Annotated in this window: 19 protein-coding genes and 1 tRNA gene; 15 read left to right on the top strand and 5 right to left on the bottom strand. The window is 67.6% G+C overall.

Annotated elements, in window-relative coordinates; translation table 11 throughout:
• Positions 1-93: 93 nt before the first annotated feature.
• From ACQ66R_RS22050 to ACQ66R_RS22065, 4 genes are read left to right on the top strand one after another with little or no spacing between them, the layout of a single operon-like run.
• A complete protein-coding gene (locus tag ACQ66R_RS22050) occupies positions 94-720 on the top strand; it encodes a phage adaptor protein (protein ID WP_430425591.1) in 627 nt (208 codons plus the stop codon).
• On the top strand, positions 721-966 hold the full coding sequence (locus ACQ66R_RS22055) for a hypothetical protein (RefSeq protein ID WP_430425593.1): 246 nt from the start codon (positions 721-723) through the stop codon (positions 964-966).
• Complete coding sequence (locus ACQ66R_RS22060; RefSeq protein WP_430425595.1) at positions 966-1,559, top strand: hypothetical protein; 594 nt, start codon at positions 966-968, stop codon at positions 1,557-1,559. The genes ACQ66R_RS22055 and ACQ66R_RS22060 overlap by 1 nt, the downstream gene beginning before the upstream one ends.
• Positions 1,560-1,571: 12 nt before the next feature.
• Complete coding sequence (locus ACQ66R_RS22065) at positions 1,572-1,982, top strand: hypothetical protein (protein WP_430425597.1); 411 nt, start codon at positions 1,572-1,574, stop codon at positions 1,980-1,982.
• 556 nt (positions 1,983-2,538) lie between these two features.
• Here the strand turns inward: ACQ66R_RS22065 and ACQ66R_RS22070 are convergent.
• Positions 2,539-3,144: a glycosyltransferase family 9 protein gene (locus tag ACQ66R_RS22070; RefSeq protein WP_430425599.1), complete on the bottom strand. Its 606-nt coding sequence runs from the start codon at positions 3,142-3,144 to the stop codon at positions 2,539-2,541.
• A gap of 336 nt (positions 3,145-3,480) precedes the next feature.
• Positions 3,481-5,139 (bottom strand): glycosyltransferase family 4 protein, encoded by a 1,659-nt coding sequence (locus tag ACQ66R_RS22075; RefSeq protein ID WP_430425601.1) that lies wholly within the window; start codon positions 5,137-5,139, stop codon positions 3,481-3,483.
• 121 nt (positions 5,140-5,260) lie between these two features.
• Between ACQ66R_RS22075 and ACQ66R_RS22080 the strand changes: the two genes are divergently transcribed.
• The 6 genes from ACQ66R_RS22080 to ACQ66R_RS22105 all read left to right on the top strand — a co-directional run bounded on the left by ACQ66R_RS22080 (position 5,261) and on the right by ACQ66R_RS22105 (position 9,315).
• A complete protein-coding gene (locus ACQ66R_RS22080) occupies positions 5,261-6,793 on the top strand; it encodes a hypothetical protein (RefSeq protein ID WP_430425602.1) in 1,533 nt (510 codons plus the stop codon).
• A 50-nt stretch (positions 6,794-6,843) separates the two neighbouring features.
• Entirely contained in the window at positions 6,844-7,812 is a 969-nt protein-coding gene (locus ACQ66R_RS22085) for a hypothetical protein (RefSeq protein WP_430425604.1), read from the top strand.
• On the top strand, positions 7,812-8,084 hold the full coding sequence (locus ACQ66R_RS22090) for a hypothetical protein (RefSeq protein WP_430425606.1): 273 nt from the start codon (positions 7,812-7,814) through the stop codon (positions 8,082-8,084). The genes ACQ66R_RS22085 and ACQ66R_RS22090 overlap by 1 nt, the downstream gene beginning before the upstream one ends.
• Positions 8,068-8,307 (top strand): hypothetical protein, encoded by a 240-nt coding sequence (locus tag ACQ66R_RS22095; protein ID WP_430425607.1) that lies wholly within the window; start codon positions 8,068-8,070, stop codon positions 8,305-8,307. Before ACQ66R_RS22090 ends, ACQ66R_RS22095 begins: the two co-directional genes overlap by 17 nt.
• A 21-nt stretch (positions 8,308-8,328) precedes the next feature.
• The gene (locus ACQ66R_RS22100) at positions 8,329-8,760 is read left to right on the top strand and encodes a D-Ala-D-Ala carboxypeptidase family metallohydrolase (RefSeq protein WP_430425609.1); all 432 of its coding nucleotides are present in this window, start codon (positions 8,329-8,331) and stop codon (positions 8,758-8,760) included.
• A gap of 264 nt (positions 8,761-9,024) precedes the next feature.
• The gene (locus ACQ66R_RS22105; RefSeq protein ID WP_430425611.1) at positions 9,025-9,315 is read left to right on the top strand and encodes a hypothetical protein; all 291 of its coding nucleotides are present in this window, start codon (positions 9,025-9,027) and stop codon (positions 9,313-9,315) included.
• A 4-nt stretch (positions 9,316-9,319) separates the two neighbouring features.
• On the opposite strand, the gene ACQ66R_RS22110 is transcribed toward ACQ66R_RS22105, so the two are convergent.
• From ACQ66R_RS22110 to ACQ66R_RS22120, 3 genes are all read right to left on the bottom strand, one after another.
• Positions 9,320-9,901: a DUF2239 family protein gene (locus tag ACQ66R_RS22110; protein WP_430425613.1), complete on the bottom strand. Its 582-nt coding sequence runs from the start codon at positions 9,899-9,901 to the stop codon at positions 9,320-9,322.
• Between the two features lie 52 nt (positions 9,902-9,953).
• Positions 9,954-11,075, bottom strand: a complete 1,122-nt coding sequence (locus ACQ66R_RS22115; protein ID WP_430426382.1) for an MBL fold metallo-hydrolase — start codon at positions 11,073-11,075, stop codon at positions 9,954-9,956.
• A 94-nt stretch (positions 11,076-11,169) separates the two neighbouring features.
• Positions 11,170-11,244, bottom strand: a tRNA-Thr gene (locus ACQ66R_RS22120).
• 332 nt (positions 11,245-11,576) lie between these two features.
• Here ACQ66R_RS22120 and murA point away from each other — a divergent pair.
• The 5 genes from murA to ACQ66R_RS22145 all read left to right on the top strand — a co-directional run bounded on the left by murA (position 11,577) and on the right by ACQ66R_RS22145 (position 16,596).
• Positions 11,577-12,872, top strand: a complete 1,296-nt coding sequence (murA, locus tag ACQ66R_RS22125; protein WP_430425615.1) for a UDP-N-acetylglucosamine 1-carboxyvinyltransferase — start codon at positions 11,577-11,579, stop codon at positions 12,870-12,872.
• Between the two features lie 4 nt (positions 12,873-12,876).
• Positions 12,877-13,302: a DUF2948 family protein gene (locus ACQ66R_RS22130; RefSeq protein ID WP_430425617.1), complete on the top strand. Its 426-nt coding sequence runs from the start codon at positions 12,877-12,879 to the stop codon at positions 13,300-13,302.
• 42 nt (positions 13,303-13,344) lie between these two features.
• Positions 13,345-14,625: a histidinol dehydrogenase gene (gene hisD, locus ACQ66R_RS22135; protein ID WP_430425619.1), complete on the top strand. Its 1,281-nt coding sequence runs from the start codon at positions 13,345-13,347 to the stop codon at positions 14,623-14,625.
• Positions 14,626-14,671: 46 nt separating this feature from the next.
• Positions 14,672-15,931: a mechanosensitive ion channel family protein gene (locus tag ACQ66R_RS22140; protein ID WP_430425621.1), complete on the top strand. Its 1,260-nt coding sequence runs from the start codon at positions 14,672-14,674 to the stop codon at positions 15,929-15,931.
• Between the two features lie 89 nt (positions 15,932-16,020).
• Entirely contained in the window at positions 16,021-16,596 is a 576-nt protein-coding gene (locus ACQ66R_RS22145; protein WP_430425623.1) for an SH3 domain-containing protein, read from the top strand.
• Positions 16,597-16,623 lie beyond the last annotated feature (27 nt).

Consider the following 16,623-nt stretch of genomic DNA (forward strand, 5'->3'; position numbering starts at 1 on the left):
CCGCTGGCGCCGCCCTCCCCAAGGCGGAACGGTCTGGCGGCGGCGCGCGTGCGCGCCCGCCGCACCCTGTTTTCTCCAAATCGCGAGACCGACATGGCGATCACGACCTACGCCGAGCTCAAGGCTGCGGCGGCGAACTGGCTTGTGCGTGGGGATCTCACCGCGCGGATTCCGGAATTCATCACCCTGGCCGAGGCGCGGCTGAACCGCGTGTTGCGCACGCGGCTGGCCGAGACGGACGTGGCGCTGAGCGCCGTGATCGGGGTGCGAACCATTCCCCTGCCGGCCGGCCTCACCGAAGCGCTGGCGCTGTGGATCGTGGGCGGGGAGGGGCGCACGAAGCTGCGGTTCGTCGCCGCCGAGCTGATCGGCGCGGCGTCGCTGCAGGGCGAGCCCGCCGCCTGGACGGTGGACGGCGCCACCCTCGCGTTCGACCGGCCATGCGACCAGGCCTATCCGCTCACGCTGCGCATGCTGCGCGGCCACGCGCTGTCGGACTCGGCGCCGACGAACGGCCTGCTGGCCGAGGCGCCCGACGTCTATCTGTTCGCCACGCTGTGCGAGGCCGGCCCCTTCCTGCGCGACGCCGAACTGGCGGGCGCCTACGAGGCCAAGCTGGACCGGGCCATCGCCGAGCTGAACGCCAAGGATGCGCGGTCGCGGGCCCCGCGGACGCTGGGCGTCGAGCTTGCGGACCTATTCCTTGAGCGGGGTCGCTAGATGCTCACGCCCGTCGGACCCGGCGCGCCCGAGGCGGTGCGCGCGGTGCTGAAGTCGTTCCACGATGCGATCTCGGCGTTGCTGGCGCCGGCTGCGCCCACGCCGCTGTTCGCTGTGGCGATCGCGGCCCTGCCGCCAGCGGCCGACCATCCCCGAACCCTGGTGCTCGTCACCGACCTGAACATCCTCGCCCATTCGGACGGGGCCCATTGGATCCGCCAAGACACGGGAGCCGTGATCGTCTGATGCCTTCTTCCTGGTCTCCATCCCTCCGGTTCGAGCTGCAGTTCACCGGCGAGAACATCAACCTCTGGGGCGAGAAGCTGAACACGGCGCTGTCACGCGCCGACTATGCGATCGCCGGCTGGCTCACCAAGCCGCTGACCGGGCACGCCGCGCTGAGCGCGCTGAGCGCGCTGAACGACGGCGTCGACGAGGCGCGCGCGGCGATGATCAAGTTCACCGGGACGCTGACGGAGCCGGCGACCGTGTCGATCCCGGCGGTCAGCAAGATGTACCTCGTGTGGAACGCGACCGACCGGGTGGTGACGATCACCGCCGGCGGGACGTCGGTCGCGATCGATCCGGGCGACATCGTCTGGGTGGCCTGCGACGGCGCCAACGTGCGCACGCCGGGCTACGGCGGCCTTTCGATCAAGGACTACGTGGCCGCCGCGGGCTTCTCCGCCGTGGAGCTGCCGGCCCAGGCCGCCAACGCCGGCAAGTACCTCAAGACCGACGGGACGAACGCCACCTGGCAGGCGCCGTCCGCCGCCGACCTCGCCGATTACCAGACCGCGATCAAGGGCCTGCAGGTGGCCCTGGCGGTCGCGCTTTAGGAGCCGCAGAACATGCCCGTCACCCCGAATTCGATCATCACGCCGCAGACGCCGCGGGCCAGCGCCGTCGGCCTGACCACCGCGAACACGAACTTCACGGTCTCGCCGACGAACACGCAGCTTTTGGTGACGGCCGGCCCGAATGGCGCGCGCGTCACGCGCCTGTGGGCGGTGCCGCTGGAGCAGATCAACACCGCCAACAACATCCAGCTCTATCGGAGCTTCGACGGTGGGACGACGAAGTACCTCTTCGACTCGAAGCTGATGGCGACCATCACGCCAGGCGCGGCGGTCGCGAATGCGCCGACCGATTTTGGATACTCCGAAAGCAATCCGCTTGTGATGACAGCCAACGAGCGACTCTATGTTTCTGAAGGGCAGACAGAGGCGGTGAATGTCGTCGCTGAATGGGCCGACTACTAATGCGTGATCAACGGCTTCGTGGATTTGTTGGGCAGCGTCTGACTGCAGCGCGGTCTCAAACTGCCGTCACGCCCTTTGTCTTTAGCGCCGGAGCGCAGACATTCACGGTTCCGCGCGAAGGCACCGGGCTATGGAGGTTCGTCGCCTGGGGCGGGGGTGGAGGCGGGTCTCTAGAACCGGGAGGTGGTGGTGCGCTAGTAATCAAGGATGTTTACTTGCGTGATGGTCAGCAAGTCCCAATATTCGTGGGGGGTGTTGGACAATCAAGCACCGTAACGCTGCCAGGTGTGATACTGGTTGCCGGAGGTGGGGCATTCGGTTCTCCTGGCCTTGGCGGCACCGCCAGCGGAGGGGATACGAATATATCGGGTTCAAACAGCTCCGGTAACAGCGGCGGGGCCGCTGGGTCATTTGGTGAGTACTTAGGTGGTGCCGGAGGGAGCGGAATCGGACGCGTTGGTCAGGCACCTGGTGGCGGCGCTGGAGCCTTCAGCGGTACTGGCATCCAGGAGATGGGAAGTACCGGACTGGTCGTAGCCGTTCGCGTTAAAGCAATCTAGATGGCAAGAGCGCGGTCGACTACGCTTTCCCAATCTAAATCAGGACCCTGCCGTACAATGCGGACGCTTGAGTACCAGGGGCTGTCCGAGCGGTCTGTGAACCAACGCCAATCAGCTACGAATGGCAGCAGCACGATCGTCGGAATGCCGAGCCCGCCTGCCAAATGCGCGACCGCCGTATCGACCGTGATCACCATCTCAAGCGAAGTCACGATTGCGGCGGTCTCGCGAAAGTCACGAGCGCCAGTTGATTCCGGCGCGAGATTGATGGCACTGGGTAAAGACTCAAGGCGCGTGGCCTGATCTCTTGTCAACGTGCGTGGGCGACCTTCAATATTGTTGGGATTGCCGGCAGTCATCACCCCAATGAGCTGCCCGCGCCGATCTGGGTCTGGTCGAACCAAGTACGGCGTACCATCAATATTATCTATAGTGAGATTAAAGTGCAGCGGGAGTGTGCTGGAGGGACAGTAATAGTCGAAGTCGTTTAGTTTCACGCTTTGATCAACGGGAAGTGTTTCGATTCCCAAATCTGAGATCAGTGAAGCGAGTGCTCGAGGGCAAAGCCACGTGACAATTGCACCGGCCTTGCAGAGGGCCAAGGCGTATCTTGCCCACTGTATCTGATCGCCAAATCCATGCTCCGACCACACAAGGATCCGCTTCCCGGCAGGCGGTTCTCCGCGCCACCGCTGGTAGGGAAGCGCGGGTGCACTAGGACGCAACGCGCGCCAACGGTCAAAGAGGGGGAGGCCTTCTTGGAGTCGTCCCGACTTTAGCAGAGCCGCCCCCAAGGCGACTTCAATAGCTGCATTGCCTGGAGCTAGGTCCAACGCTCCGCGCAACATCGCAGCTGCCTGCAATACGTCGTTCCGTAGCCACGCCTCGCGCCCGGCGTGAAACAGTTCGGTCGCCTTCTGATCCATCGGTCTGGTTTTCTATTGGCTGGCCGCCACCTCCACCACTCCCGCCTTCAACAGCAGTGCGGCCGCTCTGGTGGTGAGGGCGAGGTTGGCGTTCAGGCGGGTGGCGGTTTCGGTGAGGGTGGCGGGGCCGGCTGACTCCAGGGCGCCGAAGACGTCCTGGGCCTTCGAGACGGGGAACGCCAGGCCGCTGAAGAGGGCGTGTTCCAGGACGGCGGCCAGGTCGACGCGGGTGACGCCGGGCGCGAGGGCCAGGCGGGTCTGCGGCGTCAGCAGCTCGGTCGGGTAGTGGCCGAACGCGTGGAAGGGGTCCAGGCGGGCGGACGACGCGCGGGGCATGCGCTGCAAATGGTCCTGAAGGGCGGGATCGGCGGCGGCGGCGCGGCGGCGTGCGTTCAGGTCGGCCCACAGCTCCTGATGCTGACGGAATACGACCGACCAGTCGTAGATCGCCCGCGCTCTTGCCCGGCCAGCCTCGCCCATGCGCCGTCGCAGATCGGAATCGGCGGCGAGCGTCGCGACCGCCTCGGCGACCTGACCGATATCGACCGCGGTCGCAGCGGTCGCGGCCCAGCAGTAGGAGTCATAGTTCAGCGTCTGGTTCTCATGCGCCCTCGCAAGCGCGACACCAGCGCCCGCGTCCGGCGCCCAGGTGCGAACGCGGAAGCCGTCTACGCCGTCCCGGACCGTGTCCTTGTAGCCGTCCCAGTCGGTGACGACGACGGGTAGGGCGGCGGCCATCGCTTCGATCGGCGTGAGGCCGAAGGTTTCCTGGATGCTGTCGGACAGCGATATGAACAGGTCGGCGGCGGCCCAGCTGTGCTCGCGCCCCACGGGTTGGCGGCCATCGATGACGATGAGCCTGACGTCGGGCGCGAAGTCTCGTGCGCCGTCGCGGAAGGCGGCCTCGATATCGGCGTTGGGGAACCAGCCGGAGAGGATCAGCGCCAGCCGCTTGCCGCTTCGCTGGGCCGCGAGCTGGAGGCCGCGGAACATGGCGTGCGGGTGGGCCTTGGCGTGGAACACCAGGCGGCCGGTGAACAGGCAGGCCACCTCATCCGCATCGAGGGCCAGCGCGGTTCGGGCCGCCGTCCGGGTCGCCTCGCTGAAGACGAAGTCGTCGCAATGGACGCCCAGCGGAATGAGCGGCAGCTGGGGCCCCTGGATCCGCACATCGGGGCCCAGGCGCCACCGGAGGTAGTCCGTCTCGGCCTCATGGATGCGCCGGACGGTCTCGGCGACCGAGGTCGAGGTGCAGATCAGGGCGTCCCAGGGCGCTACAGGCTCCCGCAGGAGCCCAGCAATCTCGTCCATCGCGCCTTGGGACGCGGTGGTGTGGGTCACGCCGCAGAATGAGAAGGCGGTGAGACCGACGCGCTGGCGCACCTTGGCGTGGGTCGCGACCGTAGCGTCCGCAAGGAACAACACGCCGACGTCGGCCACCCGGTGGAGATGCTCGGTGTGGATCCACTCGACCGTGGCTGTCGGGTCGATCTTGGCGACAATCGCCTTGAACCCCTCGGCGGCCCGTTTCGTGCCGGTGAACGCGTGGACGGGATTCTCGCCCCGGGCCTGGACGGCGGCGCGGAGGAACCCATGGCCCGCCGCCTGGCGTCCCATGAGCTGGATCTTGGCCATGTCGTAGCCGTCGGGCTCGGCGCGAATGACCGCCATCGTCGATGAAGCTTCGGACACGGACACCTTGGACGTCGTCTGGAATTGCGTCGGTTCAATGGGGCCTGCGGGGCCTCGACACAAGCGGCCGCGACTCGCGGTCGGCGACAGCGAGACACAAATGAAGATTCCCCTCGAGCTCGCACCGGGGTTGTACGGTGACGACACCACATTCGCCGCCGGCGGTCGCTGGGCAGATGGGTCGAACGTGCGATTCCGGCTGGGCCGACCCGAGACGATCGGCGGCTGGGAGCGGCTGATGAGCAACCCGCTGACCGGCGTGTGCCGAGCGGTCTTTCCCTGGACGGATAACGGCGGCGTGCTGAACGTCGGGTTCGGAACACATTCAAAGCTGCAGGTCTGGCGGGGCGGCGAGCTGTTTGACGTCACGCCCGCGTCGGGGTTCACGGCCGGCGCGATCGATGGCGCGGGATCGGCCGGCTATGGCACCGGCGGGTACGGCGTGGGCGGGTATGGCCAGCCGTCGGTGAGCGACTATTTTCCGATGACCTGGTCGATGGGCGCCTGGGGCCAGCAGTTGCTGGCGAGCCCGCGCGGGCAGACGATCTTCGCCTGGACCAACAATACCGCCGCGCCGGCCGCGGCGCTGGCCAATGCGCCGGCCAGCGTGACTCACATGCTGATCGCGCCCCTGAACGGCGGCTACCAGGTCTTCGCGTTGGGCTGCAACGAGGAGGTCTCAGGGACCTTCAATCCGCTCTGCATTCGCCACTCCTCGATCCGCAACAACACGCAGTGGAGCACCAGCGCCAGCGGCTCGACGTCGCGGGAGTACATCCTGACGGGCGGCGGCCGCATCGTGGCGGGCCGGATGGCCGGGCCTTACATGCTGGTCTGGACAGGCGACGCGCTGTTTCTGGGCACGTTCGTCGGGGCGCTGAACCAGCCGTGGCGGTTCGACCGCGTCGGTCGCAACTGCGGGCTGATCGGCCCGAACGCGGCGGTGATCGTGGGGCAGACGGCGTTCTGGGCCAGCCCTGACCGCCAGTTCTACAGCTATGCGATCGGCGGCCAGCCGGAGCCGGTATCGTGTCCGATCCGGCGCGACTTCGCCGAGGAACTGGCGGCGAGCCAGGGCGACAAGGTGGTCGCTTCGTCCAACGCCGAGTTCTCGGAGATCCGATTCGACTATCCCGACCGGCGGGACGGCTACGAGAACAGCCGCTACCTGGCGCTGGCGGTGGCCGGTTCCGACGCCGGGGCGTGGCATCGCGGTGTCATGGCGCGGACGGCCTTCGTCGACGCCGGCCCATCGGCCTATCCGATCGGGGTGGCGTACGACGGAACGGTCTACCTGCATGAGAAAGGCAGGTCCGCCGACGGCGGCCCCTTCAGCTGGTTCGTGGAGACGGCTGACAGCTATCTGGATCCCGACGCGACCCTGCTGGTCCGCGGAGTGTGGCCTGATTTTCGGGACCAGGTGGGGCCCGTCACCGTGACGCTGTCAGGCCGCATGCACCCGCAGGACCCCGAAGGCATCGTGCAGGCGTCGCCCGTGACGCCACAGCAGGCCAAGGCCGACCTGCTCGCTGCGGCGCGACTTTTCCGGCTGCGCTTCTCAGGCGCGAGTGCGCCCACCGGCTGTCGGATCGGCAAGCCGGTGTTCGACGCGGCGCCGGCCGGACTCCTTTGAGCCGGTGACGCAGCAGACCGACCAAGATTCCAATTCAGAAAGGTGGGGACATGCCTTCATTCGGCATCAACGGCTCGATCAGTACGGGCAAGCGAACGACCGACAGTTCTGGGACGTTCAACAACACGACTACATCCACATTGCCGGAATGGGGAGTGACGCCGGTTCAGGGCGCGGCTGCGCGCATCGGCGGCCTGCTCAACTACAAACCTGCCGACCTGACAGCTCCTGCGCACGACTTGCAGCGTCGCGCCGCCGCCGACACCACCGACCTGGGCGGCTATGATGGGAACTTCGGCTTGGCGACCGATGTGACCCGGGGCGTCGCGGACACCTCGTGGCTGCAACCTCACCTCCACACCAACGCGCCATTCGCATCGGGTGGCAAGGCCTACGACTACGTCCGCCAATATGAGCGCAATATCAACGACCTCCTGGGCGCGCACGAGGCGGAGTTCGACGCACACGCCGGCCAGGTCCGGGCCCAGCAGGCGCTGGATCTCGCGGGGGCGGGCGCATTTGGCGGATCCGGCGCGGCCCTGACGCAGAGCATGACCGAGGGCGAGTTGGCGCGGGGACGGGCTTCGACTTTGTCAGGCTTGCGGTCGCGAGCCTTCGAATCCGCCCTATCGGCGGCGGCCGGCGACGCTGATCGGGCCACCCAGGCGAGAATTTCGAATGCGAACACGGCGCTGCAGGATCAGGCTCAGAAAGTGGGGTTCGGGTTTCAGGCCCGGGGCCTGCAAATGAACGCCGCCAACCAGTTGGGCGCCCTGGCCACCGGTCTGGACGCAAACCGGCGCGCCAATATCGATGCGAGGGCCGCCCAAGGCGGGGTCCTGCGTGGAATTGATCAGGCCCAGCGAGACGCGCCGTTTACGAGCGTCGAGCGGATTGTGGCCAGCCTGAATGGGCTGCCGCTGAGCCTCTTCGGCGTCAAGAACGAGCAGGGCGTCGAGACGAAGCACTCGGTCGAGAAATCGAAGGATGTGAAGGTTGGCGGTGAGGTCGGCTGGTGATGACCACGCAATCCGAACGGCTGGCCGCGCTGGAGCAACGGCTGACCGACCATGAGGCGCGATGCGAGGAGCGGCTTCGCGAGATCAAGGCGACGGCCGCGTCGACGCTGCGGGCGGTGGAGGGTTTGAAGAGCCGTTCGTGGGGCGTCGCCGCGGCGCTGCTGGCCTGGGCGCTGGCGCAGGTCTGGAGTGCGAGCTCTGCTCGGATGGAGCGGCTTGAGGCCTCCCGTCCGGTCTTCGCTCAGGAGGCGATCGATGTCTCAGACCGTTGAGGTCCGCTGGCTCTGGCGGCGAATCTACGCGTGCGCGGCGACCCTGCTCAATAGCGCCGGCGTCGCGGCGATCATCTGGCGTCTGAGCGACCCGGACGCGCTCAAGTGGTTGGGGCTCTCTCTGGTGGGCGCCAACGTCGTGATGGCCACCCTCTACCTCGCCGGCGCCACAGTCACCGACTGGGCCAAGCTGGCCGCGGCTGCTCGCGGACCCCGCGACTAACCCACTTTCAAGGACATCGTCATGACCACCCGACTGACAGCGCACTTCGCGCTGGAAGAGCTCACGGCTACGCAGCATCGCGAGATCGACAACCGGCCGCCGCCCGAGGTGGTGGCCACGCTGCGAACCACAGCCGCGCGCATGGAAGAGGTGCGCCGGATTCTGGGAGATCGCGTGATCTCGGTCTCCAGCGGCTATCGATGTCCGGAGCTGAACAGGGCCGTCGGCGGGGCGCGGACCTCGGCGCACCTCACCGGGCATGCGATCGACTTCAACTGCTACGGATACGGCGCGCCCATCGACGTCTGTCGGGCGGTCGCCGGCTCGAACCTCGCCTTTGACCAACTGATCGAGGAAGGGTCCTGGATCCACCTGTCGTTCGATCCGCGCCTGCGGCGGCAGGTGATGACCAAGGCGCCAGGCGGTGGCTATGAGCTGGGGCTGCGGTCGTGACGCCGCGGCTGACGGCTGGGCTGGTCAGCGTCGCGATCCTGGCGACCGGCGCCACCGCGCTCTACTGGAAGGGTCGCCTTGAGGGCGCGGCTCGTGGGCGGCCGAAACTCGAGGCCGCCCGCGCCCAGGCCGCGATCGCCGGCCTGGAGACGCGGGGCGAGCGGGAAAGCGCCGCGCGGGTGGACGCCGCCGTTCGCACCCGGGTGGCCGCGACCCGCTCGATCATCCGGATCACTCATGACGCTCAGACATCGGAGGACGCCCATGCGCCCCTTGCCCCCGCTCGCGCTGCTCGCCTGCGCGCTCACGACGACCAGCTGTGCCTCGCGGCCCCCGGCCTCGCCGGCTGCGCCGCGGCTGGAGATGCCGACCGAGGCGCAGCGGCCCTGCGAGCTGCACCGCCTGCCGCCGAGCCCGACGCAGGCTGACCTTGAGGTGGGCTACGCGACGCGCGGCGCCCAGATCGTGGCCTGCGATGCGGCGCGTCGGCTGGCGGTCGAGACGCTGGACGCCGAGCATGCGCTGGAGGAGGAGGCGCGCAAGCGTCGGCCTTAGGCGGTCAGGGCGCACCGCGGGCGGCGCGGACCCGGTGGGCCAAGTTCGCAAGGTAGGCTGCGACGTCGGTCGGCCACGTCGCCAGCGTCTCATCCAGCCTCGTGTCGTCGTTGGCGAACAAGGCGCGACTGGCCTCCTCGAAACCTGGCAGGTCACCCGCGATGGCGGACATGACCCGGTACAGCGCCTCCTGAGCCTCGCGTGTGCTCTCCACGGCGCCGGTGGTTCGACGTGCGTCCTCCACGAGCCGGCGCAGCGCCGCTGAAGCCCCGCCAGGCTGGTTGGACAGCCAGTCCCAGTGACGGGGCAGGAGGGTCACCTCCCGAGCCACGACGCCAAGCTTAGGGCGCCCGCGGCCGGGACGAGGGGGGGCGACGTCTGCCCGGGCCGTGCGAGCCTGATACTCCGTCACTGCGCCCTGCGGTCCGTGGCGTAGGTCAAGGTCGATGGCGCGGCCCGTGGCGTCATCGAAGACCAGGACGGAGCCCTGAGGGTGACCGGACAAGGCCTCAGCGACGGCGGCAAGCCCCCCTTGGGCCAGCCGTCGGTGTCCCTGAAATGCTGTAAATGTCGTGTGATCGCTCATTCAGGCTTGGATGCGCCCGACAGCCGCTCGAATCAATAAGTTCCGGGTAAAATTATTCACCGGCCAGGCTCTGGATGATGGGTTCGCCCCGGGCTTCCTTGTAGGCCGACGTTAGCAACGGGCCGATCCAGTATTCCTTGAACCAGCGCCGTAGCCAGGGATCGGCGCCGACGAAGCCCTGCGCCTGGTCGGTAAAATCCAGCTGTTTGCGCGCATCATCCAGACTGACGCCCTGGCGAACGAGGGGCGTGACTCTTTTGCGGACCTCTTCAATGGCCGTGACGAGGCGCGCCAAGTAGGTGTGGTCATGCTGGGGTTCGCCGTGCCCGGGGATGAGCACCTTGAAGTCGTAGGCCTGGAGCTTCTCCAGGGTGCGAAGCCAGTCGCTCGGATAGCTGCCGAAGCCGAACGGGACGGGCGCGACCACGATGTCGCCGGCAATGAGCACCCTTTGCTTCGGCAGCCACACCATGGCATCGCCGTCGGTGTTGGCGCGTCCCAGATAGCGAACCTCAACGGGCGCGTGCGGATCGGGGATATCGAGTCGGTCGTCGAAGGCCTCGGTCGTCGAGATCGTGACCGCGCCGCGCATGTCCTCGGCATACTGAGCGAATAGCCGCGCAGCCGCAGACCAGCCGCCCTTGCTGGCGGGATCGGGGGCCTTATCCGCCATGGTCCGGGTGTGGGCGAGGAAGCGCTGGGTCTGCTTGTAGAAGGCGTCGTCCGCGGAAGGGTCGAAGACGGCCGGCGTGTTCATGGTCTTACGGTCGCGCAGGTGCGCCTGGGTGGCCTTCGTCGCTATGGTGCGCGCCGCGGGCCACGCCTTGAGAATCTCGGAGAGGCCCTGAGGGTGGTCGCCGTGCCAGTGCGTAATGATCACCGCCTTCACGGGCTTGGCGCTCAGGCGGCGGATCTCGGCGATCAGACGCCGGGCTGAGCCGGGCGACCCGCCCGAATCGACGAGCACCAGTCCGTCTGCCTGCTCGATCAAGGTCACGTTGCCGATCGGCTGTACTTGGAACCGTGGCTCGGCGAACGTCCAGACACCGGGCGCGACCTGGATTGTCTCCTGGAAGTAGCCGTCTTCGGGCCTCGGCCGTTCCGGGGTCTGTGCAACCGCCACCGGGGCGATGGCCAGGGCCAAGATCAGTGAGGCGAGGGCGAGCTTGAGCACGATCAAAGCGAACCCCGCGGTTGGCGGACGCGTCAAATGAATCGGCTTCATGAAGGACAAAGGGGCCCGGACGGATGTCCGGACCCCTTTGAGATGGTGCCGCCGGGCAGGATTGAACTGCCGACCTCAGCCTTACCAAGGATGCGCTCTACCACTGAGCTACGGCGGCGAAGGCGGGCGCTATAGCGGTAGCCGAGCGCGGCGTGAAGCCCCCAAATCCACCGGCCCGCGCTTGACGCACGAGACGCCTCGCCGCACCTGCAGGAGATGGCCGACCAGGACAAGCCCCCGAAAAGCGCCGTGGATTCGCGGGAAGCGAAGCTCGCGAAGGCCCTGCGGGCGAACCTTCGGCGTCGAAAGGGGGCTCCGGCTGCCCCTGCGCCGAAGGCGCAAGAAACCTCCACGGATTGACCGCTTTGCGCGTCAACGGCGCGCGCGCTAGATACGTCGTCTGCGGTCGCCAACGGAGGGCGGCCGACCCGTGCCTCGTAAGGATCGCTATTGGATCGCATCGCCATCACCGGCGGCGCGCGGCTGGAGGGGGAAATCCCCATCAGCGGCGCCAAGAACTCGGCCATCAAGCTCATGGCGGCCAGCCTGCTTACCGAGGAGCCCTTGCGCCTGACGAACATGCCGCGTCTGGCCGATACGCGGTTCCTGGGCCGGCTCCTGCAGCGCCTGGGCGCGGAAGTGATCGAATCGGATGGCTCCAACGGAGCCGAGACGCTGCTCACCACCCGTGAAATCGTCAGCGGGTTCGCGCCCTACGATCTGGTCCGCCAGATGCGCGCTTCGTTCAACGTTCTGGGCCCTTTGCTGGCCCGGAACGGCCAGGCCAAGGTGTCGCTGCCCGGCGGTTGTACGATCGGCGCGCGGCCGGTGGACCTGCACCTCAAGGCGCTGGAGGCGTTGGGCGCCAAGATCGATCTGCACGAGGGCTATGTCTACGCCCAGGCGCCGCGTGGGCTGACCGGCGGCGAGGTGGATTTTCCGTTCGTGTCGGTCGGCGCCACGGAGCATACGCTGCTGGCGGCCGTCCTGGCTCAGGGCGTGACGGTGATGAAGAACGCGGCCTGTGAGCCGGAAATCACCGACCTTGCCGACTGCCTGAACAAGATGGGCGCCAAGGTGACGGGCGCGGGCACGCCCACGATCACGGTCGAGGGCGTCAGCCGGCTGAGCGGCGCGACACACGCCGTCCTGCCTGATCGCATCGAGACGGGCACCTACGCCCTTGCTGCGGCCATGGCGGGCGGTGAGGTGCGGCTGACGCGCACGCGATCCGATTTCATCCAGGCGCTTATCGACAAGATGATCGAGGCCGGAGTCGAGGTAACGTTGCACAGTGACGGCCTGACGGTGAAGCGCGACGGCGGACGACTGAAGGCCGTGGAACTGACGACCGATCCCTATCCGGGCTTCGCGACCGACCTGCAGGCGCAGTTCATGGCCTTGATGACGCTCGCCGACGGCGAGAGCGTGATCCGCGAGACGATCTTCGAGAACCGCTTCATGCACGTCCCCGAGTTGGGTCGCCTGGGCGCGGACATCTCGGTGCATGGCGGCGAGGCCCGGGTTCGGGGCGTCGCCAGCCTTGAAGGCGCCCAGGTGATGGCGACCGACCTGCGGGCCTCGGTCAGCCTGGTGATCGCGGGCCTAGCGGCCAAGGGCGAGACGATCGTCAATCGTGTCTACCACCTGGACCGCGGCTTCGAGCGTCTCGAGGAGAAGCTCGGCGCGTGTGGGGCCATGGTCCGGCGCCTCAAGGGCGAGGGCGTCGAGGCGGAAGTCGAGTAGGCTGATGGCCGATGGCGCGATGCTCCACCTGTTGGCTGAGGATCCCGAGGATCTCAACGTAATCTCGGCTGCCCTCCAGGATGCTGTGGCCAAGGTGGGGGACATCTCTTACGAGGCTCGGGCGCGTCGGCTGACGGTCGTGCTCAACCGGTTCCGTTGGGAAGCCGGAGAGCGGCAGCGCGTTCGTTCGGCCCTGCAGATCGGCGGCGTGTTGTCGGTGCAGGCGCGAAGGATCCGGCGCGAGCGCCGTGAGGGCGTACTTGAGTTGCTCGCGATCGCCTTCGAGCCAGGTGAGCCGCCCGGTGGGATCCTGACGTTGAGCTTTGCCGGCGGCGGCGATCTGCGGGCGACGGTGGAATGTGTGGATGCCGTTCTGGCTGACGTCTCGCAGCCCTGGCCGACGCCGCGCGCGCCCCGCCACGAAGCGTGAACCGATAGCCTTGGACGCCTGGCGCCGCTAAGAGAGCGCGCCATGCGCCGCTTCCGATATGACCAGCCCGGCTTCGCCGACGCCTTCACCGCGTTTGTCTCCGAACGTCGCGAGACGCCTGAAGAGGTGGATACGATCGTTCGTGATGTGCTGGCGGCGGTTCGGGCCGAAGGCGTCGGGGCTCTGCTTCGCTATGCCCGCGAGTTCGACCGCGTCGAACTGACCGAGGCGACGCTACGGGTGAGCGCCGACGAGATCGCCGAGGGCGCCGCGAATTGCCCGGCGGACGTGCGCGAGGCGATCACATTCGCCGCCGAACGAATCCGCGTCTACCACGAGCGACAACGACCCGCCGACCAGCGCTTCACCGACTCGGCGGGAGTCGAACTCGGCTGGCGCTGGACGCCCATCGAGGCCGTTGGGATCTATGTGCCCGGCGGCCGCGCCGCCTATCCCTCGACGGTGCTCATGAACGCGGCGCCCGCCAGGGCGGCGGGCGTCGGGCGAATCGCCATGGTGACACCCCCTGGGCGCCTGCAGCCGGCGGTGCTCGCCGCAGCTCAGACCGCAGGCGTCACCGAGATCTGGCGCGTCGGCGGGGCCCAGGCCGTGGCGGCCCTGGCCTACGGCGCCGGTCCGATCCGTCCGGTGGACAAAATCGTTGGCCCAGGGAACGCCTTCGTGACGGCGGCCAAGCGGCGTGTGTACGGCACCGTGGGCATCGACGCCCTGGCCGGACCATCCGAGATCGTCGTGGTCGCCGATGGCATGAACAATCCCGCATGGATCGCCGCCGACCTGCTCTCTCAGGCCGAGCATGACCCCGCGGCCCAGTCCATCCTGATCACCGACGACGAGGACTTCGCCGCCAAGGTCGAGGCCGCGATCGAGTCGCAGCTTCAGGGGCTGGCGACCGGCGTCGACGCGCGCGCGTCCTGGGAGAATCACGGCGCGGTGGTGATCGCCCCGCTCGACGCAGCGCCTGGCCTCGTTGACGAGATCGCGCCCGAGCACGTGGAGTTCGCCTTGGACGAGCCCGAACGGTTGTCCGACCGTGTCCGGCACGCGGGGGCCATCTTCCTGGGTCGCCACGCGCCTGAGGCGATCGGCGACTACGTGGCGGGGTCAAACCACGTTCTGCCCACCAGCCGCGCAGCGCGGTTCTCGTCGGGGCTCTCGCTCTACGACTTCCTGAAGCGCACCTCGATCGTGAAGTGCGACGCCCGTTCGTTCGCCGCGCTGGCGCCTGCGACCATCGCGCTCGCCGAGGCGGAAGGCTTGCCGGCGCATGCGCGTTCAGCCGCCATCCGGATGGGCCAGTAGGTCGAGGGCGTTGCACCCCAGGGCGCTCAGGGGCTAAGCCGCTCTCGTGTTCGCCGCAGAAACCCCGACGACCGCCGCCGCGCCCCCGGCAAAACCTCCTGAGCCGGGCTTCACCGAGCGGCTGGTCGATTCCGTGACCGACGGGATCGACCACATCATCAGCATGGGCCCGCGAGAGGCGGGGATGAATCTAGTCGCCACTGGGGTTGTGGTGGTCGTCGCCTGGGCTCTGGTGTGGGGCAGCCGCCGCCTTCTGGACGGCTGGCTGGCGCGGGTCACCGTCAAGGGCGGCGATGCGCCGGATCGCGAGGAAGCCCGAACGCAGAAGGCGGCCCGCTTCACCTGGATGCTGTTCCGGCTTGCGATGACGGCGGCCGTCGTCGCGCTTGTCCTGCAGATTTGGGGCATCGATACCCGCGCGTGGCTATCCAGCGAGGTGGGCTTGCGCCTTGTGCGACTGGCTATGGTCATCGTCCTGGCGACCGGGCTGGTGGAGCTGGCCGGCTACACCATCAACAGATTGATTGGAGGCTTCGCGCGACGGAGCGGAGACGCGCGTCGGGCGGCGCAACTTCGGACCCTTGGCCCGATCCTTACCGGATGCGCGCAGACCGTTCTGATTGTCGTCGGGGCGCTGACCGTCCTGACTGAGCTGGGGCTGAAGGTGGGGCCGATCCTGGCCAGCGCCGGCGTCCTCGGGATCGCGATTGGCTTCGGGGCCCAGACCCTCGTGAAGGATTTCCTGACGGGACTGTTCCTGATCGCCGAAGATGTCGTGTCGGTCGGCGACAACGTCGAGATCGGCGGCTTTGCCGGCGTGGTGGAGGCGATGACGCTGCGGACGATCCGCCTTCGTGACGCCAACGCCACGCTTCACGTCTTCCCCTATAGCGAAGCCCAGGTGATCCATAACCGGACCAAGGTGTTCTCCTCGTACCTGGCCGAGATCCCCGTGAGCTACGACAACGACCTCGATCACGTGCTGAAGGTGATCCAGACGGTCGGCGATGGGCTTCGAAAAGATCGGCGATTCGGCCCGATGATCACGGAGCCGTTCGAAGTGATGGGGGTGGACCGCCTGGCCGACAATGCGGTTCATCTGAAGGCACGCTTCGTCACCGTGCCCCGCACCCAGTGGGACGTCGGCAGGGAGTTCAACCGCCGGCTCAAGAACGCCTTCGACGCAGAGCGCATCCTGACGCCGGTAAAGACAACGCCCGTGGCCGCCCAGCCCCTGGAAGATCGTCACGCGCCGGCGATGGAAGGGCCGGCGCCGCCGCCGTCGGAAACCAAGCCGTCAACCTGAACGGCTCCTAACTGCCGGGTCTGCGAAGCCGTTCAGGCTGGTCCGTCTAAACCTGCGTCATCGAATGAACGCAGAGGACGGAGATCATCATGCGTATCCTGAACACCAAGAGGATGGGGGGCGCCCTGACGGCGGCTGCACTGGCTGCGGGTCTGGCGCTGGGCGGCGCCTCGAGCGCCAGCGCCGGGGTGCTGGGCTGCTCCGCCCCAGGGGGCAAGCAGGAAGGCGGCGCGGTGATCGGCGCGCTGGTCGGCGGCTTCATCGGCAACCAGGTCGGCGGCCGTCATGCCACCGGCGAAACCGTGGCTGGCGCGGCCGCGGGCGCGGCTGCGGGCTCCGCGATTGGATGTGAAGCGCAGAAGAACCGGGCCCAGAAGCAGGGCGCGGCCACCTACAAGCGCGATGGCTACCGGCTGTACTCGAACGTTCAGCCCGCCAGCTACAACCGGATCGGCCAGACGTTCGTGGCCGAAAGCGGGGTGAACCTGCGGGCTGCTCCGACGACCAATTCGGCAAGGGTTGGACGCCTGCAGGCTGGCGAACGGTTCCAGGCCCTCGCGGCTGTCCGCGGCTCGGATTGGGTGCTGGTCGGCGTCAACGGCGTCGGCGCTGGTTATGTGCGCGGCGATTTTGTCCATCCGCTGGACCGCTACGCCTCCCGGTAACGGAACGGACTTGCTGATCTTGAACGA

Origin of the sequence: Phenylobacterium sp. (assembly GCF_965284355.1) — a bacterium.
GTDB lineage: Bacteria > Pseudomonadota > Alphaproteobacteria > Caulobacterales > Caulobacteraceae > Phenylobacterium.